Annotated in this window: 18 protein-coding genes; 10 read left to right on the forward strand and 8 right to left on the reverse strand. The window is 61.5% G+C overall.

The window, feature by feature from the left end; genetic code table 11:
- Positions 1-54: 54 nt before the first annotated feature.
- Both fbcH and petA read right to left on the reverse strand, forming a co-directional pair.
- Complete coding sequence (fbcH, locus tag ABID59_RS12580) at positions 55-2,118, reverse strand: cytochrome b/c1 (protein ID WP_354083574.1); 2,064 nt, start codon at positions 2,116-2,118, stop codon at positions 55-57.
- 62 nt (positions 2,119-2,180) lie between these two features.
- Positions 2,181-2,711, reverse strand: coding sequence for a ubiquinol-cytochrome c reductase iron-sulfur subunit (gene petA / locus ABID59_RS12585; RefSeq protein ID WP_148750101.1), 531 nt, complete (start codon positions 2,709-2,711; stop codon positions 2,181-2,183).
- A 278-nt stretch (positions 2,712-2,989) separates the two neighbouring features.
- On the opposite strand from petA, the gene ABID59_RS12590 reads away from it, so the two are divergent.
- The 6 genes from ABID59_RS12590 (at position 2,990) to ABID59_RS12615 (ending at position 6,669) form a co-directional block, all read left to right on the forward strand.
- Positions 2,990-3,448 (forward strand): tRNA (cytidine(34)-2'-O)-methyltransferase, encoded by a 459-nt coding sequence (locus ABID59_RS12590; protein WP_354083575.1) that lies wholly within the window; start codon positions 2,990-2,992, stop codon positions 3,446-3,448.
- An 18-nt stretch (positions 3,449-3,466) separates the two neighbouring features.
- Positions 3,467-4,099, forward strand: coding sequence for a 7-carboxy-7-deazaguanine synthase (gene queE, locus ABID59_RS12595; RefSeq protein WP_148750106.1), 633 nt, complete (start codon positions 3,467-3,469; stop codon positions 4,097-4,099).
- A 17-nt stretch (positions 4,100-4,116) separates the two neighbouring features.
- Entirely contained in the window at positions 4,117-4,482 is a 366-nt protein-coding gene (locus tag ABID59_RS12600) for a 6-pyruvoyl trahydropterin synthase family protein (protein ID WP_354083576.1), read from the forward strand.
- A 29-nt stretch (positions 4,483-4,511) separates the two neighbouring features.
- Positions 4,512-5,399 (forward strand): oxygen-dependent coproporphyrinogen oxidase, encoded by an 888-nt coding sequence (hemF, locus tag ABID59_RS12605; protein ID WP_354083577.1) that lies wholly within the window; start codon positions 4,512-4,514, stop codon positions 5,397-5,399.
- On the forward strand, positions 5,396-6,142 hold the full coding sequence (locus ABID59_RS12610; protein WP_502916795.1) for an HAD family hydrolase: 747 nt from the start codon (positions 5,396-5,398) through the stop codon (positions 6,140-6,142). Before hemF ends, ABID59_RS12610 begins: the two co-directional genes overlap by 4 nt.
- A gap of 314 nt (positions 6,143-6,456) precedes the next feature.
- Positions 6,457-6,669, forward strand: coding sequence for a YodC family protein (locus ABID59_RS12615; RefSeq protein WP_354033672.1), 213 nt, complete (start codon positions 6,457-6,459; stop codon positions 6,667-6,669).
- Positions 6,670-6,800: 131 nt separating this feature from the next.
- Here ABID59_RS12615 and ABID59_RS12620 read toward each other — a convergent pair whose 3' ends face one another.
- Complete coding sequence (locus tag ABID59_RS12620; RefSeq protein WP_354083579.1) at positions 6,801-7,778, reverse strand: ABC transporter substrate-binding protein; 978 nt, start codon at positions 7,776-7,778, stop codon at positions 6,801-6,803.
- A gap of 234 nt (positions 7,779-8,012) precedes the next feature.
- Complete coding sequence (locus ABID59_RS12625; RefSeq protein WP_354083580.1) at positions 8,013-8,543, reverse strand: DUF2380 domain-containing protein; 531 nt, start codon at positions 8,541-8,543, stop codon at positions 8,013-8,015.
- Between the two features lie 299 nt (positions 8,544-8,842).
- On the opposite strand from ABID59_RS12625, the gene ABID59_RS12630 reads away from it, so the two are divergent.
- Complete coding sequence (locus ABID59_RS12630; RefSeq protein ID WP_354083581.1) at positions 8,843-10,633, forward strand: adenylate/guanylate cyclase domain-containing protein; 1,791 nt, start codon at positions 8,843-8,845, stop codon at positions 10,631-10,633.
- Positions 10,634-10,828: 195 nt separating this feature from the next.
- Here ABID59_RS12630 and ABID59_RS12635 read toward each other — a convergent pair whose 3' ends face one another.
- Positions 10,829-11,263, reverse strand: a complete 435-nt coding sequence (locus tag ABID59_RS12635; RefSeq protein ID WP_354033676.1) for a MerR family transcriptional regulator — start codon at positions 11,261-11,263, stop codon at positions 10,829-10,831.
- 51 nt (positions 11,264-11,314) lie between these two features.
- On the opposite strand from ABID59_RS12635, the gene ABID59_RS12640 reads away from it, so the two are divergent.
- The 3 genes from ABID59_RS12640 to ABID59_RS12650 are packed head-to-tail and all read left to right on the forward strand — an operon-like array spanning position 11,315 to position 12,222.
- A complete protein-coding gene (locus tag ABID59_RS12640) occupies positions 11,315-11,695 on the forward strand; it encodes a mercuric transporter MerT family protein (protein WP_354083582.1) in 381 nt (126 codons plus the stop codon).
- 13 nt (positions 11,696-11,708) lie between these two features.
- The gene (locus tag ABID59_RS12645) at positions 11,709-11,993 is read left to right on the forward strand and encodes a heavy-metal-associated domain-containing protein (protein ID WP_354083583.1); all 285 of its coding nucleotides are present in this window, start codon (positions 11,709-11,711) and stop codon (positions 11,991-11,993) included.
- A 4-nt stretch (positions 11,994-11,997) separates the two neighbouring features.
- Complete coding sequence (locus ABID59_RS12650) at positions 11,998-12,222, forward strand: GDCCVxC domain-containing (seleno)protein (RefSeq protein WP_354083584.1); 225 nt, start codon at positions 11,998-12,000, stop codon at positions 12,220-12,222.
- A gap of 183 nt (positions 12,223-12,405) precedes the next feature.
- Here ABID59_RS12650 and ABID59_RS12655 read toward each other — a convergent pair whose 3' ends face one another.
- The 3 genes from ABID59_RS12655 to ABID59_RS12665 form a co-directional block, all read right to left on the reverse strand.
- Positions 12,406-12,852, reverse strand: coding sequence for a methyltransferase family protein (locus ABID59_RS12655; protein WP_354083585.1), 447 nt, complete (start codon positions 12,850-12,852; stop codon positions 12,406-12,408).
- A 123-nt stretch (positions 12,853-12,975) separates the two neighbouring features.
- Positions 12,976-13,185, reverse strand: coding sequence for a hypothetical protein (locus ABID59_RS12660; protein ID WP_354083586.1), 210 nt, complete (start codon positions 13,183-13,185; stop codon positions 12,976-12,978).
- 849 nt (positions 13,186-14,034) lie between these two features.
- Positions 14,035-14,238, reverse strand: a 204-nt coding sequence (locus ABID59_RS12665) for a hypothetical protein (RefSeq protein WP_354083587.1), incomplete at its 5' end; no start/stop codon positions are given.

Raw genomic sequence — 14,238 nt, forward strand, 5'->3', positions numbered from 1 at the left:
AACAAAAAGGCCCCCTTTTCGGGGGCCTTTTCATTCTCGTCTCGCGTGCGCGGCTCAGTGCGAGTCGGCCCAGACCTTCTTCTTGGTGAAGTACATCAGGAACGCGAAGATGATCAGGAACACGAACACCTGGAGGCCGAGGCGCTTGCGCGCTTCCATGTGCGGCTCGGCGGTCCACATCAGGAACGTGGTGACGTCCTTGGCATACTGCGCAACCGTCGCCGGCGAGCCGTCGTCATAGGTCACCTGGCCGTCGCTGAGCGGCTTCGGCATCTTGATGGCGTGGCCCGGGAAGTACTTGTTGTAGTAGGAGCCTTCCGGGATGGTCACGCCTTCCGGCGCCTTGTCCTCGAAGCCCTGGAGCACCGCCGCGACATAGTCCGGACCCTGCTCCTGGTACTGGCTGAAGAAGTCGATGATGAACATCGGGAAGCCGCGGCCATAGGAGCGCGCCTTGGTGATCAGCGACAGATCGGGCGGCGCTGCGCCGCCGTTCGCCGCGCGGGCTGCCTGCTCGTTCGGGAACGGCGAGGGAAAGTAGTCGGCCGGCCGGCCCGGACGCTCGAACATTTCGCCCTGGTCGTTCGGACCGTCCTTGATCTTGTAGTCGGAGGCAAACGCCGCCGCCTGCGCCACCGAATAGCCAGGGCCACCGGCTTCCGCGAGGTTGCGGAAGGCGATGTAGGATAGGCCGTGACAGTTGGAGCAGACCTCCTTGTAAACCTTCAGGCCGCGCTGGAGCGCACCGCGGTCATAGGTGCCAAAAGGGCCCGCGAACGACCACTTGTTGCCCGGCGGCTTGGTGCCGCCTTCCTCTGCGCGGACATCCTGCAAGGTGCCGACGAACAGCGCGCCGGCAGCGACAAGCGCGACCATGATAGAGGCCACGGCCTTGCCGCTCTTGGCGAGGATCGCCTCCGAGATTGAGTTCGGCACCGGCCGCGGCGTCTCGATGCGCGCGAGCAGCGGCAGCACGATCAGGAAGTAGGCAAAGTAGCAGACCGTCAGGACCCGGCCGGCGATCACGTAGATGCCTTCCGGCGGCTGCGCGCCGAGATAGCCGAGCAGGATGCAGACCACAACGAAGATCCAGAAGAACTGCTTGGCCAGCGGACGGTACTTCGACGACCGGGTCTTGGCGGCATCGAGCCAGGGCAGGAAGCACAGGATGATGATCGCCGAGAACATCGCGATCACGCCCGCGAGCTTGTTCGGGATCGAGCGCAGGATCGCGTAGAACGGCAGGTAATACCATTCCGGCACGATGTGCGGCGGCGTCACGCCCGGGTTCGCCGGAATGTAGTTGTCGGCGTCGCCGAGATAATTCGGCATGTAGAAGATGAACCAGGCGTAGAGCAGCAGGAAGCAGGCAACGCCGAAGCCGTCCTTGATGGTCGCATGCGGCGTGAACGGCACGGTGTCCTTTTCCGTCTTCGGCTCGACACCGTCAGGATTGTTCTGGCCGGCCACGTGCAGCGCCCAGACGTGGAGCACGACGACGCCTGCGATCAGGAACGGCAGCAGGTAGTGCAGCGAGAAGAAGCGGTTCAGCGTCGGGTTGCCGACCGAATAGCCGCCCCACAGCAGCGTCACGATGCTCTCGCCGACATATGGAATGGCGGAGAACAGGTTGGTGATGACGGTGGCGCCCCAGAAGCTCATCTGGCCCCACGGCAGCACGTAGCCCATGAAGCCTGTCGCCATCATCAGGAGGTAGATGATGACGCCGAGGATCCAGAGCACCTCACGCGGCTCCTTGTAGGAGCCGTAATAGATGCCACGGAACATATGGACGTAGACCGCGACAAAGAACATCGATGCGCCGACCGCGTGCATGTTGCGGAGCAGCCAGCCGTAATTGACGTCACGGACGATCAGCTCGACCGACTTGAAGGCGAAATCGGCGTGCGGCGTGTAGTGCATCGCCAGGATCACGCCGGTCAGGATCTGCACCCCGAGCATGAAGGAGAGGATGGCGCCGAAGGTCCACCAGTAGTTCAGGTTGCGCGGGGTGGGATAGACGACGAAGGAGGAATGGACGAGACCCAGGATCGGCAGGCGCCGCTCGATCCATTGCAGGGCCGGATTGCTCGGCTGGTAGTCGGATGGTCCGCTCATGATGCGATCCTGAGGAAATAATACGACAAGACGGTTCGAGGCTTCGGACGCGGGTCCGAAGCTCAGCCGATCTGGATTTTGGTGTCGGAAACGAACTGGTACGGCGGCACCGGCAGGTTCGCAGGCGCGGGCCCCTGGCGGATGCGGCCGGACGAATCGTACTGCGAACCATGGCAGGGGCAGAAGAACCCGTCGTAATTGCCTTCATGAGCGATCGGAATGCAGCCGAGATGGGTGCAGATGCCGATCACGACCAGCCACTGGTCATGGCCGGACTTGACCCGGGCCTCGTCGGACTGCGGGTCGGGCAGGCTCGCCACGGGAACGGCGCGCGCCTCGTCGATCTGCTTCTTGGTGCGGTGGCTGATGTAGATCGGCTTGCCGCGCCAGAACACCTTGATGTCCTGCCCCTCGGCGACCGGGCTCAGATCGACCTCGATCGGCGCACCGGCGGCGATGGTCGAGGCGTCCGGATTCATTTGGGAGATAAAGGGCCAGAGCGCGGCCGCGCCCCCTACTGCTGCAGCTGCCCCCGTTGCAACGAATAAGAAATCACGGCGTGTCGGATGGTCCGCCGAAGACGCTGTCGTCACGATTCCAACCCTTTCTTCTTATGCTGCCGACGGAACCGCTCCGGGAGCCCCCAAGGTCCCCGGAACAGCCTGCCGGCGCCCGCGGCCCCCCGCGGCGGCAGAACTTGGCTAGTCCCCACCAAAACAAGGCGAAAACAGCAGTCCAGAATCGTTCTATTGGCACCCTTGCAGGACGAGCGCAAGCCCGCTAACCGCGCAGGAGCGTGCAATGCACGAATTCCGCGGCTGGCGATGTTTTATTGAAACATTTCCGACCCACAACCGACCGACCGCTGCTCATGCAGATCGCACTTTTCCAACCCGACATCCCCCAGAACACCGGCACGATTCTGCGCCTGTGCGCCTGTCTGGGCATCGCCGCCCACATCATCGAGCCGGCCGGCTTCCCGGTCTCCGACCGGCATTTCCGCCGGGCGGGAATGGACTACCTCGACCATGTCAGCATCGTCAGGCACGATTCCTGGTCGAAATTCGAGGAGTGGCGCGTGGGCCAAGGCAACCGCCTGCTGCTGTTCACCACCAAAGGTGCCACCGACTACCGCGATTTCCGTTACCAGACGTCTGACATCCTGCTATTCGGGCGCGAGAGCGCCGGTGTCACCGATGCGGTGGTCGAGGCCGCGGACGCGCGGCTGGTGATCCCGATCACGCCCGGGCTGCGGTCGCTCAATGTCGCCATGAGCGCGGCGATGGCCGCCGGCGAAGCGCTGCGGCAGGTCCGGAACCCGTTCGATTGATATGACAAGGAGAGACCAGTGAGTTACGCGGTCAAGGAAATCTTCCTGACCCTGCAAGGCGAAGGCGCCCATGCCGGGCGCGCGTCCGTGTTCTGCCGTTTTGCCGGCTGCAACCTCTGGAGCGGCCGCGAGGCCGACCGCGGCGAGGCCACATGTCAGTTCTGCGACACGGATTTCGTCGGCACCGACGGCACGCTCGGCGGCCGTTACGGCTCGGCCATGGAACTCGCCGACACCATCGCGGCGCAATGGACCGGAGCGGCCTCCAACCGCTACGTGGTGCTGACCGGCGGCGAGCCCTTGCTCCAGGTCGATGACGCCCTGGTCGCGGCGCTCCATGCCCGCGGCTTCGAGATCGGCGTCGAGACCAACGGCACGGTCGCTCCGCCGGAGGGACTCGACTGGATCTGCGTCAGCCCCAAGGGCGGCAGCGAGCTGCTGCTGCGCCAGGGGCACGAGCTGAAGCTGGTCTATCCGCAGGCCCTCGCCGCACCCGAGAGTTTCGAGAGCCTCGCCTTCGAGCGCTTCTCGCTGCAGCCGATGGACGGGCCCGAAATCGCAGAGAACACCGCGCGCGCGATCGACTATTGCCTGCGCCATCCGCAATGGCGGCTGAGCGTGCAGACGCATAAATCGCTCGGCATCAGATAGGATGGGTTGACGGACAGATGTGGGAATTGACGAAATCGTTCCGCTTCGAGGCGGCGCATTCGCTGCCGGGAACGACCTTTGGTGCGGCGAGCGAAGAGATCCACGGCCACTCCTTCCGCGCCGAGGTGACGGTGCGCGGCACGCCCGACCCTGCGACCGGCATGGTGGTCGATCTCGGCCTGCTCCAGCGCGCCATCGAGGAGGTGCGGCTAACGCTCGACCACAAGTTCCTCAACAAGATCGAGGCGCTCGGCACCCCGACGCTGGAAAATCTCTCGCGCTTCGTCTGGGAGCGGCTCGCGCCGATCGGCAAGCTCACCCGCGTCAGCATCCATCGCGACAGTTGCAACGAGAGTTGCACCTATTACGGTCCGCAGGCGTGAGAGACGGCAGGTTCGTTCGGGAATAGCATATGGACGCATCGACAATCGAAGACCGCAAGGCCCGCGCCCGCAGCTGGTTCGAGCATCTGCGCGACGATATCTGCGCGAGCTTCGAGCGGCTCGAGGACGACGCGCCGCAAAACCTCTATCCCGGCGAGGCCGGCCGCTTTGCGCGCACGCCCTGGCAGCGCACCGATCACAGCGGGGCGGCCGGCGGCGGCGGCGTGATGTCGGTGATGTCGGGCCGCCTGTTCGAGAAGGTCGGCGTGCATTGCTCGACCGTGCATGGCGAGTTCGCGCCCGAGTTTCGCGCGCAGATTCCGGGCGCGGCTGAAGACCCGCGCTTCTGGGCCTCCGGCATCTCGCTGATCGCGCACATGCGCAATCCGCACGTACCGGCGGTGCACATGAACACGCGCTTCGTCGTCACCACCAAGGCGTGGTTCGGCGGCGGCGCCGATCTCACGCCGGTGCTCGATCGCCGGCGCACGCAGGAGGACGCGGACACAATCGCCTTCCACGCCGCGATGAAGCAGGCCTGCGACCAGCCCAGCGGCGTTGCCGATTACGACAAGTACAAGAAGTGGTGCGACGAGTATTTTTATCTGCCGCACCGGAAAGAGGCGCGCGGCGTCGGCGGCATCTTCTACGACTGGCACGACAGCGGCGACTGGGATGCCGACCTCGCCTTCACGCAAGGCGTCGGCCGCGCGTTCCTCAAGATCTATCCCGACATCGTCAGGCGCAATTTCGCTAGCACCTGGACCACCGAGGATCGCGAGGAGCAATTGATCCGCCGCGGACGCTATGTCGAATTCAACCTGCTCTACGACCGCGGCACCATCTTCGGACTCAAGACCGGCGGCAATGTGGATTCGATCCTGTCGTCGCTGCCGCCGGAGGTGAAATGGCCATGACGACGATCAAGCCCGCAATCAAGCCGCTGCCCCGCGCCATGCTGATCGACATGGACGACACCATCCTGTCGGCCTATGGCCGGCCCGAGATCGCCTGGAACACGATCGCGGAAGAATTCGCCGACGAGCTCGCGCCGCTGCCGCCGCGAGAGGTCGCGACGGCCGTGCTGGCCTATGCGCGGCAGTTCTGGTCGAACGCGGAAGCGGCGTGGCGGATGAAGCTCGGCGAGGCGCGGCGGCTCACGGTGCGCGGCGGCTTCGCCGCGCTCGCCGCTAACGGCCATCGCGCCCTCTCCGACGATCTTGCCGCGCGCCTCGCCGACCGCTTCACCACCTATCGCGAGGAAGCGATCTTCGTTTTCCCGGGCGCGCATGATGCGATCGACGCGTTGAAGGCGCACGGCGTCAAGCTCGCGCTGGTCACCAACGGCGCCGCCGACATGCAGCGCGCCAAGGTCGAGCGCTTCGAGCTGACCCATCGCTTCGATCACATCCAGATCGAGGGCGAGCACGGCTTCGGCAAGCCGGAGGAGCGCGCCTATCTGCACGCGATGGAGGCGCTCGGCGTCGCCGCCGAGGACACCTGGATGATCGGCGACAATCTGGAATGGGAGGTCGTGACGCCGCAGCGGCTCGGCATCTATGCGATCTGGATCGACGTGCACGGCGACGGTCTGCCCGCAGGCTCGACCGTCAGGCCCGACCGCATCATCCGCTCGCTGACCGAGCTGGTGCCGGGCTGAAATCTCGAAAACAACCCCATGCACAGTAGGACGTGGCTCGCGAACTCAACAGCTTGCCGCCAAACAGAACATGACTGCTGATTTTACGAAATCAGTTGACGCGTCGGGCAAAACAGGCGCATGATGCCACCATCGCCGCGCCTGGGACGGAATAATCCTGAAGCGAATATCGAGCGATCTCCCACGCGAACTCTGCCATCGACGTTTCGCAGTCCACGCAAGCCGGCGCACTTCACGGGTCCATAGCCCGTGATCGGCGTGTCATCACGGCTTGCTAGGCTCCGCTCCCGTCGATCAACCCGAAAGGACCATTCATGGAACTGAAAACCGGCGACGTCGTAATGCTGAAATCCGGCGGCCAGCCGCTGACCGTCGCAGAGGTGAAGGGCGACGACATCGTCTGCCTCTGGATGGGCTCGGAGGGCGATCTGTTCCGCGAGACGCTGCCGCTGGCCACGCTCGAGCGCCTGGAAATCGACGACGAGGACGACGAAGACGAGGAAGAAGACGACGAGGACGACGAGTAGCCGCGCCTAGGACCGCATCCTCGTTAGATCGGAGCGCTTCGCTCCCGCCCCGATGTCCGCTTCTCCGCCAACAACGGCGCGGTAGCGGACATCGCTGGATATCGCGGAAGGGCATCTGCTGATATGGCCTGCTATTCGATCACCTCGTCGGCGCGAGCGATCAGCACCGCTGGAATTTCGAGCCCGAGCGCCTTTGAGGTCTTGAGATTTATGACCATCTCAAACTTTACAGGTTGTTCAACCGGGATGTCGGCGGGCTTTGCGCCCCCGATAATTTTTGCCACGTAGCCGGCCGACCGGCGGTACATATCCGGAAAGCTCGGACCGTACGATAGCAGCCCTCCCTCTCTGACGAAGGCAGCGCCATACCAAATCGATGCCAATCGATAGCGTCCTGCCAACTCGATCAGTCGCTTGCGATTATAGTTCAGGAAGGGAGATGCCATCGTTACAAGCGCATCCGCGCCTTGTTCCTTCGCGTGCGCGAATGCACCGTCAAATTCGCGGGGATCAGCGGCCTGTACAATCAGTGGTTCAAGCTTGAGTGCACGCGCAGTCGCCTGTACTTCAGCCACTCCGGCCTGCCCTACCTTCGGGTCGTGCAGCACCATGATCCTTGTAGCTGCTGGTACAGCCTCCTTCAGCACTTCCACCCGTTTGGCTTCCAAATCTGTGCCAGACATCGCCAAGCCGGTGACATTGCCGCCCGGTCGGCTGAGGCTCTGAACGACTCCCGTCCCAATCGGATCACTGATGATTGCAAATACGATGGGCGTCTTGGTTCCAGTGGCCATGAGCGCAAGTGTCGCCTCTGAGCCGGCAGTGATGATGACGTCGAGATCGCGCTGTCCGAGAGCTGCTGCCAGCTCTTTGACGCGGTTTGGATCGCCTTCGCCCCACAGGTAATCAACCTCAATCGTTCTGCCCTCTACAAGGCCATTCTCGAGCAGACCTTGTTTGAACCCTGCGATCTGCCGAGGATCGAAGGCGCCCGGGCTCCCAACACCTAAGTATGCGACGCGGGCGAGATGATCGTTCTTTGATTGAGCGCACGCCGGTAAAGGCAACGCTGCGGCGCCAAGGCCGGCTACGAAATCGCGTCGTCTCATGTTAACCCCGCGGAATAAAGGCCTCGCGAAACGCCTATCGCAGCCCAGGTGCTGGGGCAACCATCCATGGCTCTCAGCTCAGGCGCTGACAGGGTCCGATGTCCGAATGGGTTAAAATGCGAAATACTCGACCTGCGCAAATCTAGTCCGCCATGCCTCACTCAGCGGACCTCGACGAGGTGCGCCGCTACGTCGCTGATGGGCCAGAAGCGGACTAACGGTGCCATGCACAGTCTATTGCTGCGATGTGCTTTCAAGCAGCCGGTCGCGAACCTCCTCCGATACAAAGCGCTCCACCCGCTGCCATGCCTCGTCGTTGTCGCCGCGGAACTGGAAGTATTTCCTAAACAGGATGCGCTGGGATTTTGTATCGATAGCAACGGTCTGCGCAAACTGCACCAGCGTGCTCATCTTATGAAAGCCGCCGATGATCAGGATCTGTGCGCCGTCCTGTGACGCCGCGCGCAGCCGATCGCGCAACGTCGGTCCATCGGTCGGACAATTTGAAGCGCAGGAGGACGGCACAAGCTCAAAACGGTGGTCCGCCGTGACATCGTCCCGCAGCGCGGTCATGAAGGCCTGCAATCGCTTTTCATGCACGGCCGTCTGATCGGTTGGCTCGTTCGACGTGTCTTTATATTTGAAATCGTCGACGGAGACAGCCAGGGCGTGGCCGGGGGTCTCGGCGGATGCTTCCGAGATGAGGCTGGATCCCAGGAACAGAGCGGCTGCGGAAACAGCGTGCAGGATTGAGCTGCGGCGCATAGCGATGCTCCTCCGCCGAATCCATCTTAGCAGATCGTTTCTTTCCGTCTCCTGTCGAAGAAATTAATCCTTGGTAACGCTACGCGGCCGTCCATGGCAGCGCGGCGGTCTGCGACGGCGAGCAATGGGCAAAGCTTTTCTTAGGCGCGCGCCCGGATTTTGGGCTGAACGGGCAACCGATTGGAGGCCATTCCGATTGATCAAGCCGCTACTATTGCCTTCTTCGGGAACTCGATTGAGTGGTCGTGGCGCGGCAGCCGGATTTGTCGTAGAACGTGCAGGTCGAAAGGTCTGTATTCATGGCGCAAGAGCGGCCGTCGCGGGTCGAGCGCAGATTGTCGGCGATTTTGGCCGCCGACGTGGCGGGCTATTCGCGGCTCATGCACCATGACGAGGAGGGTACGCATGCCAAACTAATGACGCTCCTAATGGAGGCTGTATACCCAGCAATCGCCGAGCACGGTGGCCGCGTCGTGAAGAACACAGGCGATGGGTTTTTGGCGGAGTTCGCCAGCGCGGTAGAGGCGGTTAGAGCTGCGATGCAGTTCCAGACCCGGACTCACGAACTTACGATCGACGAGGCCAAAGACGATCGCATTGCCTTTCGGGCGGGGATCAATATAGGCGACGTAATAGTTGAGCCGCATGACATTTTTGGGGACGGTGTGAACATTGCGGCGCGGCTTGAAAGCATCGCAGAGCCAGGTGGTATCTGCATCTCGTCTTCCGTGCATGATCACGTCAGAGGTAAAATCGGCGTTGAGTTCGCTGATTTGGGCGAGCAGAACCTCAAAAACATCGCCCTTCCGGTCCGGACTTATGCAGTGGTCCGGGATGGTCCAAGCTCCGCGACACAGGTTGAACGCGCAAGCCAGGGCCCGCTTTCAACGCCGCGTCTTTCAATCGTCGTGCTGCCTTTCGTCAACCTCAGTGGTGACCCCGAGCAGGATTACTTTGTCGATGGTGTAACCGAGAGTTTGACCACGGACTTGTCGCGCATCAGTGGTTCATTTGTAATCGCAGGGGACAGTGCCGTCTCATACAAGGGTAGACCAGTCGATGTACGGCAAGTCGGCCGCGAATTAAACGTTCGCTACGTATTCGAAGGTTCAGTGCAACGCAGTGGCAAGCGGCTTCGGATGAACGTGCAGTTGATCGATGCCAGGAGCGGCCAGCATCTTTGGGCCGAGCGCTTCGAGAAACCTGTCGTCAACCTGTTCGACATGCAGGACGAAATCGTATCGAGGCTCGCCAATACATTAGGTGCGCAGCTCATCGTGGCTGAGGCGCGACGAGCCGAGCGTACGCTGCATCCCGATGCGATGGACTTGTACTTCCAGGGCCGGGCCTGGTTGATGAAGGGGTTTAGCCCTGAAGACGTAACGCAGGCGCGGAGTTTCTTCGAACGCGCTCTGGAGTTCGACCCCGGCAACGTCGAAGCAATGATTGGCCTGGCGACTGTTGATACGGCAATTGGGTCCAGCTTTACCACGGATGATGGGCCTGCGCGGTTTGCAGCGGCTGAGGCGATGGTGAATAAGGCATTGTCGATCAGGCCGAACTATACTTCAGCCCACTCGGCGCGGGGTTGGGTCCAGATCTTTACGAACCGGGCCGCCCAAGGCATCCGTGAATTCGAGCATGCGTTGGCGCTGGACTCGAATAGGGCCAACTCTCATGCCGCCCTTGGTTTTGCCAAATTCTATTTGGGTCGCGCTGCCGAGACCGAAGGCCATATACGCGAGGCTTTACGTCTCTCCCCTCGCGACGTTGAAGCCTACCAGTGGACGTGTTTTGTGGGCGTGGCGAAGCTACAGCTTGTTTTGGACGTCGAAGCCGTCAATTGGCTACGACAAAGCACTGAGGCGAACCGCAACTTTCCTCTCGCTCATTTGTCGCTCGCCGCAGCGTTGGGCCTGACCGGCGCGCTCGATGAGGCGCGAACTGCTGCGAGAACGGGACTTGCGCTCAACTCAGGTTTCACCATCCGTCGTTTTGTCGCTGCTCAACAAAGTGACAACCCGGCTTTTCTTGCCGGGCTCAAGCGCACGTGTGAAGGCTTTCGCCTCGCTGGCGTGCCGGAAGGGTGATGGGCGCTTCCGGTCAGAAGCCGACTTCAGCGCGTTCCTGCCCTACGCCCGCTTTGGGTCAAAATGCGAAGAACTCAACGTGAGCAAATCTAGTCCGCCATGCCTCAACAAGCGGACCTCAACAAGGTGCGCCGCTACTTCGCTGATGGGCCATCGGACTTGCGCAGCCCGACGCGCGTCAAACATCGGCCGAGCCTAGGCGCTCTGCCTGCCGGCATCGAGAATGTCGAGCACCGGGCAGTCGGGCGTAGCACCGTCGGAGCATTGCGCGACCGTTTCTGCCAAGATGGCTTCAAGCTTGACAAGATCCGAGAGTTTATTGCGAACGTTCGCCAGATGCGTGCTGGCAATCTTGTGCACATCGGCACACGAAGCGCGCTCCGGCCCTCCTAAGACCAGCAAGGCGCGAATCTCCTCGAGAGTGAATCCGAGGTCGCGGGAACGCCGGATGAAAGCCAATGTGCGTTTTTCGGCTGGTCCGTATGCCCGTCGACCGCTTGCGGTTCGGGGCGGCGCCGGCAACATTTTGATCCGCTCGTAATAGCGGATGGTCTCAATGTTCACGCCGCTATCCCTGGACAGCTCACCAATTGAGATGCTTTCGGCTCCCGAAGGCGTGATGGTGCGCATGAAATAGTCCTTGATCCTGTAGTCCCTACAGGATGCATGGTTTAGCCCATCATGATCAAGCAAGCTGATCACATCGCCGACGATCGGCGGCAAACCCTCATGGCGGCCGGCGGCCTTGTTGGGGCCCTCGCGGCTTCGTCGTGTTGCATCTTGCCCCTCGCCCTGTTCGGTCTTGGGGTCAGCGGAGCATGGATCGGGAACTTCACTCGGCTTGCCCCCTACCAGCCGTACTTCCTCACCGCGACGCTCGCGTTCCTCGGGTACGGCTATTGGCTGGTCTACCGATCCTCAACGCGCGCCTGCGCCGATGGCGAGGCCTGCGCGCGCCCGTTGCCAAATCGCCTCGTCAAAGCGGGCCTCATCCTCGCAACCATTCTCGTCATCGCCGCGCTGGCTCTCGACTTCATCGCACCGCTCTTTCTCAACTCGTAACCGGAGATTCCCAATGAACAAGATCCTCGCCCTCGCGGCCTGTGCCGCCACCATCATCGCCTCGCCAGCAGCGATAGCCGCCGACAAGACGATCACCTTGGCTGTGAACAATATGGATTGCGCGGCCTGCCCCTCCATCGTCAAAGGTAGCCTGAAAGCCGTGCCCGGCGTTGCCAAGGTTGCTGTGTCCTTCAAGGACAGCACGGCAACGGTCATCTATGACGACGCCAAGGCCGATGTGAACCAACTGACATCGGCGACCACGAAGGCGGGTTATCCGTCCGCGCCCAAGAGCTGATCCGATGCTGCTTCAATCGACCATCACGTGTCCGCACTGTGCCGCCGCGAAATCGGAGACCATGCCGACCGATGCCTGCCAGTTCTTCTATGAATGCACCGGCTGCGGCACAAAGCTAAAGCCGAAGTCGGGCGATTGCTGCGTGTTCTGCTCCTACGGCTCGGTGGCGTGTCCGCCGATCCAGGCGGTACGCTCCGGTGAACCGGATGCGGCCTCCTGCTGTGCGTAACAGGCGATGACCAACGCGCCGACCCAAACCACTCGCGACTGGCTCGGCAGCGTGCACACCAGCTTGCTGGCGTGGTGGATGCCTAGGATTACGGTGACACGATTACGGTGTCAGTGCTGGACTGCACCGCAATTCCGGCCTGAGGTTATCCCCTCACCGCGCACGCACGGCCATGCCGGCGTCTCACAGCCAGCGCCGCACCCGCGCGACATAGTCATCATACGCCGTGCCGAACTGGCGGCGCATCTTGGCCTCCTCGAAGGGGATGTGGATCCAGTTGACGGTCGCGAAGACGGCAACGGGCGCCATGAACATCGGCCAGGCGCCGATCCATATTGCAAGGCCGAGAGCGAGAGTGACGAGGCCCAAATACATCGGATTGCGGGTGAACCGGTAGGGACCACGCGTGATGAGTTTCCGGTTGGTCGGCGACACCGGATTGATTTCGGTATCCTCGCTCCGGAACAGGAGGAAAGCCAGGACGGGCGGGATGAACGCAAGTCCCACCAACACTAGTCCCAGCGCTGGCAACGGCAGGCCGGGAACTACTGGCCAGTGCAGTAACCAGCTCAGCGCGACGCAGAGCAGGATGAAGATCAACGTCCAAACTGGCGGAGCGAGCCTGAGCATGATTGAGCCACCTGAACCGGACGGTCCGACAATATCTCATTCGCCACAAGGGCTATCACGGTGCACCGTAATTCCAATCACTCCAAGGTCGCGGCGCTGCCAGAAGCCGACTTCCGAGATCACTCAACGCTGGTGCGTTCCGGTTGGCGGCTTGCGGGAGTATGTCTTTGGGTCAACCAGCGCGGCGAAACCAGCGGCAAGAGAAACGACCGCGACAAACAGGGCGGTGATGGGGTCAATAAACAAATACAGAACCGCCGCGATTGACGTCAGCAGCAGAGCGGGGCCGATCAGTACGGGGTGCGATCTAAACCAGTCCAGCACCTTGATCATGAGCGTATTGCCTCGCGGATCGGGCCACGACAATACCAGATTTGCCGTTCTTCTCACTACCAAGAACGTTCAAAATTGCTTCAGTCGCTCACTTAGCCTCGCAGGGGCCGCGGTTTCCGCTTCGGGTCATTCGCGCCGGCTTGGCCGGACCTTGGCGACTTCGGGTCCATCCGGGTGAACGAAATTCTCGGAGCTGGTGGGCACGTCTCAAACGGGCCAGAAGCGGTTGTTGGAGGTCGTCAACCAGAAGCGACATCATCATCGGTCGAAACTCGTGTCACCTCATTGCGCAGAAACCTAACTCGCTCATTGTATTCGCCAGCGGTTGCATTGAGTGGGAGCCCTCTCCAGCGCAAGAGGCCGACCGAGATGAATATCCCGACATAGGTGGCACCCAGCACCACAGAGCAAACATAGCAAAAGGGTTTCCAGAGCAGGGTCGGACCGAAGCTCAACGGATATATCCAAACCAAGTTGAGAAGATACGGCAAGCGATCCATTGAGCGCCCCATTTTGTCGGTTGCTCGGCAGATATGACACAACCTTGAGCCAGCTGTCCATCCGCAAGCGCGTGACGCTCACCCTCAGCGCGTAGGATGGGTGGAGCGCAGCGATACCCATCGTCTCTCACCATTTTCACGGTCATGCGCTGAAGAAGAAGCTGCCACCCGGGACAAAGGTTACGAGGATAACCAGTCATGATGAGATGACGACAGAAGACAGCAATGGGTTTCGCAAGGGCTCAACCCACCCTACGAGCTTCGGGTCTATCCGGGTGAACGGACATTCTCGGAGCTGGTGGGCACGTCTCAAACGGGCCACAAGCCGACCTTATCCGCCTGCCTCGTTTCATAATGGAGCGCCAAAGCCTATCTTGCGGCAAGCCATCCACAAGCGGTGCAGATCATCGTCCGATGGAGCATCCGAATGGTCCATGCCGGTTTCAATGCACGCATTCTTCAGTTCTCTGTATTGCGGCGATCCGTAGAAATAGAGACCTACAAGCAGTGCGAGCGCCAAGCCTATACCCATCATCGCGCGCTGCATCAGCGT

The sequence above is a fragment of the Bradyrhizobium sp. S3.3.6 genome, from assembly GCF_040546905.1.
GTDB lineage: Bacteria > Pseudomonadota > Alphaproteobacteria > Rhizobiales > Xanthobacteraceae > Bradyrhizobium > Bradyrhizobium cytisi.

Bases quoted from the DNA above. Each gene is read 5' to 3' on its own strand.
- hemF (WP_354083577.1), top strand. From the start codon at position 4,512: ATGGACGCATCGACAATCGAAGACCGCAAGGCCCGCGCCCGCAGCTGG.
- ABID59_RS12640 (WP_354083582.1), top strand. From the start codon at position 11,315: ATGATCAAGCAAGCTGATCACATCGCCGACGATCGGCGGCAAACCCTC.
- ABID59_RS12655 (WP_354083585.1), bottom strand. From the start codon at position 12,852: ATGCTCAGGCTCGCTCCGCCAGTTTGGACGTTGATCTTCATCCTGCTC.
- ABID59_RS12615 (WP_354033672.1), top strand. From the start codon at position 6,457: ATGGAACTGAAAACCGGCGACGTCGTAATGCTGAAATCCGGCGGCCAG.
- ABID59_RS12630 (WP_354083581.1), top strand. From the start codon at position 8,843: ATGGCGCAAGAGCGGCCGTCGCGGGTCGAGCGCAGATTGTCGGCGATT.
- ABID59_RS12590 (WP_354083575.1), top strand. From the start codon at position 2,990: ATGCAGATCGCACTTTTCCAACCCGACATCCCCCAGAACACCGGCACG.
- ABID59_RS12610 (WP_502916795.1), top strand. From the start codon at position 5,396: ATGACGACGATCAAGCCCGCAATCAAGCCGCTGCCCCGCGCCATGCTG.
- fbcH (WP_354083574.1), bottom strand. From the start codon at position 2,118: ATGAGCGGACCATCCGACTACCAGCCGAGCAATCCGGCCCTGCAATGG.
- ABID59_RS12620 (WP_354083579.1), bottom strand. From the start codon at position 7,778: ATGAGACGACGCGATTTCGTAGCCGGCCTTGGCGCCGCAGCGTTGCCT.
- ABID59_RS12635 (WP_354033676.1), bottom strand. From the start codon at position 11,263: ATGCGCACCATCACGCCTTCGGGAGCCGAAAGCATCTCAATTGGTGAG.
- ABID59_RS12660 (WP_354083586.1), bottom strand. From the start codon at position 13,185: ATGATCAAGGTGCTGGACTGGTTTAGATCGCACCCCGTACTGATCGGC.
- ABID59_RS12645 (WP_354083583.1), top strand. From the start codon at position 11,709: ATGAACAAGATCCTCGCCCTCGCGGCCTGTGCCGCCACCATCATCGCC.
- ABID59_RS12625 (WP_354083580.1), bottom strand. From the start codon at position 8,543: ATGCGCCGCAGCTCAATCCTGCACGCTGTTTCCGCAGCCGCTCTGTTC.
- ABID59_RS12600 (WP_354083576.1), top strand. From the start codon at position 4,117: ATGTGGGAATTGACGAAATCGTTCCGCTTCGAGGCGGCGCATTCGCTG.
- ABID59_RS12650 (WP_354083584.1), top strand. From the start codon at position 11,998: ATGCTGCTTCAATCGACCATCACGTGTCCGCACTGTGCCGCCGCGAAA.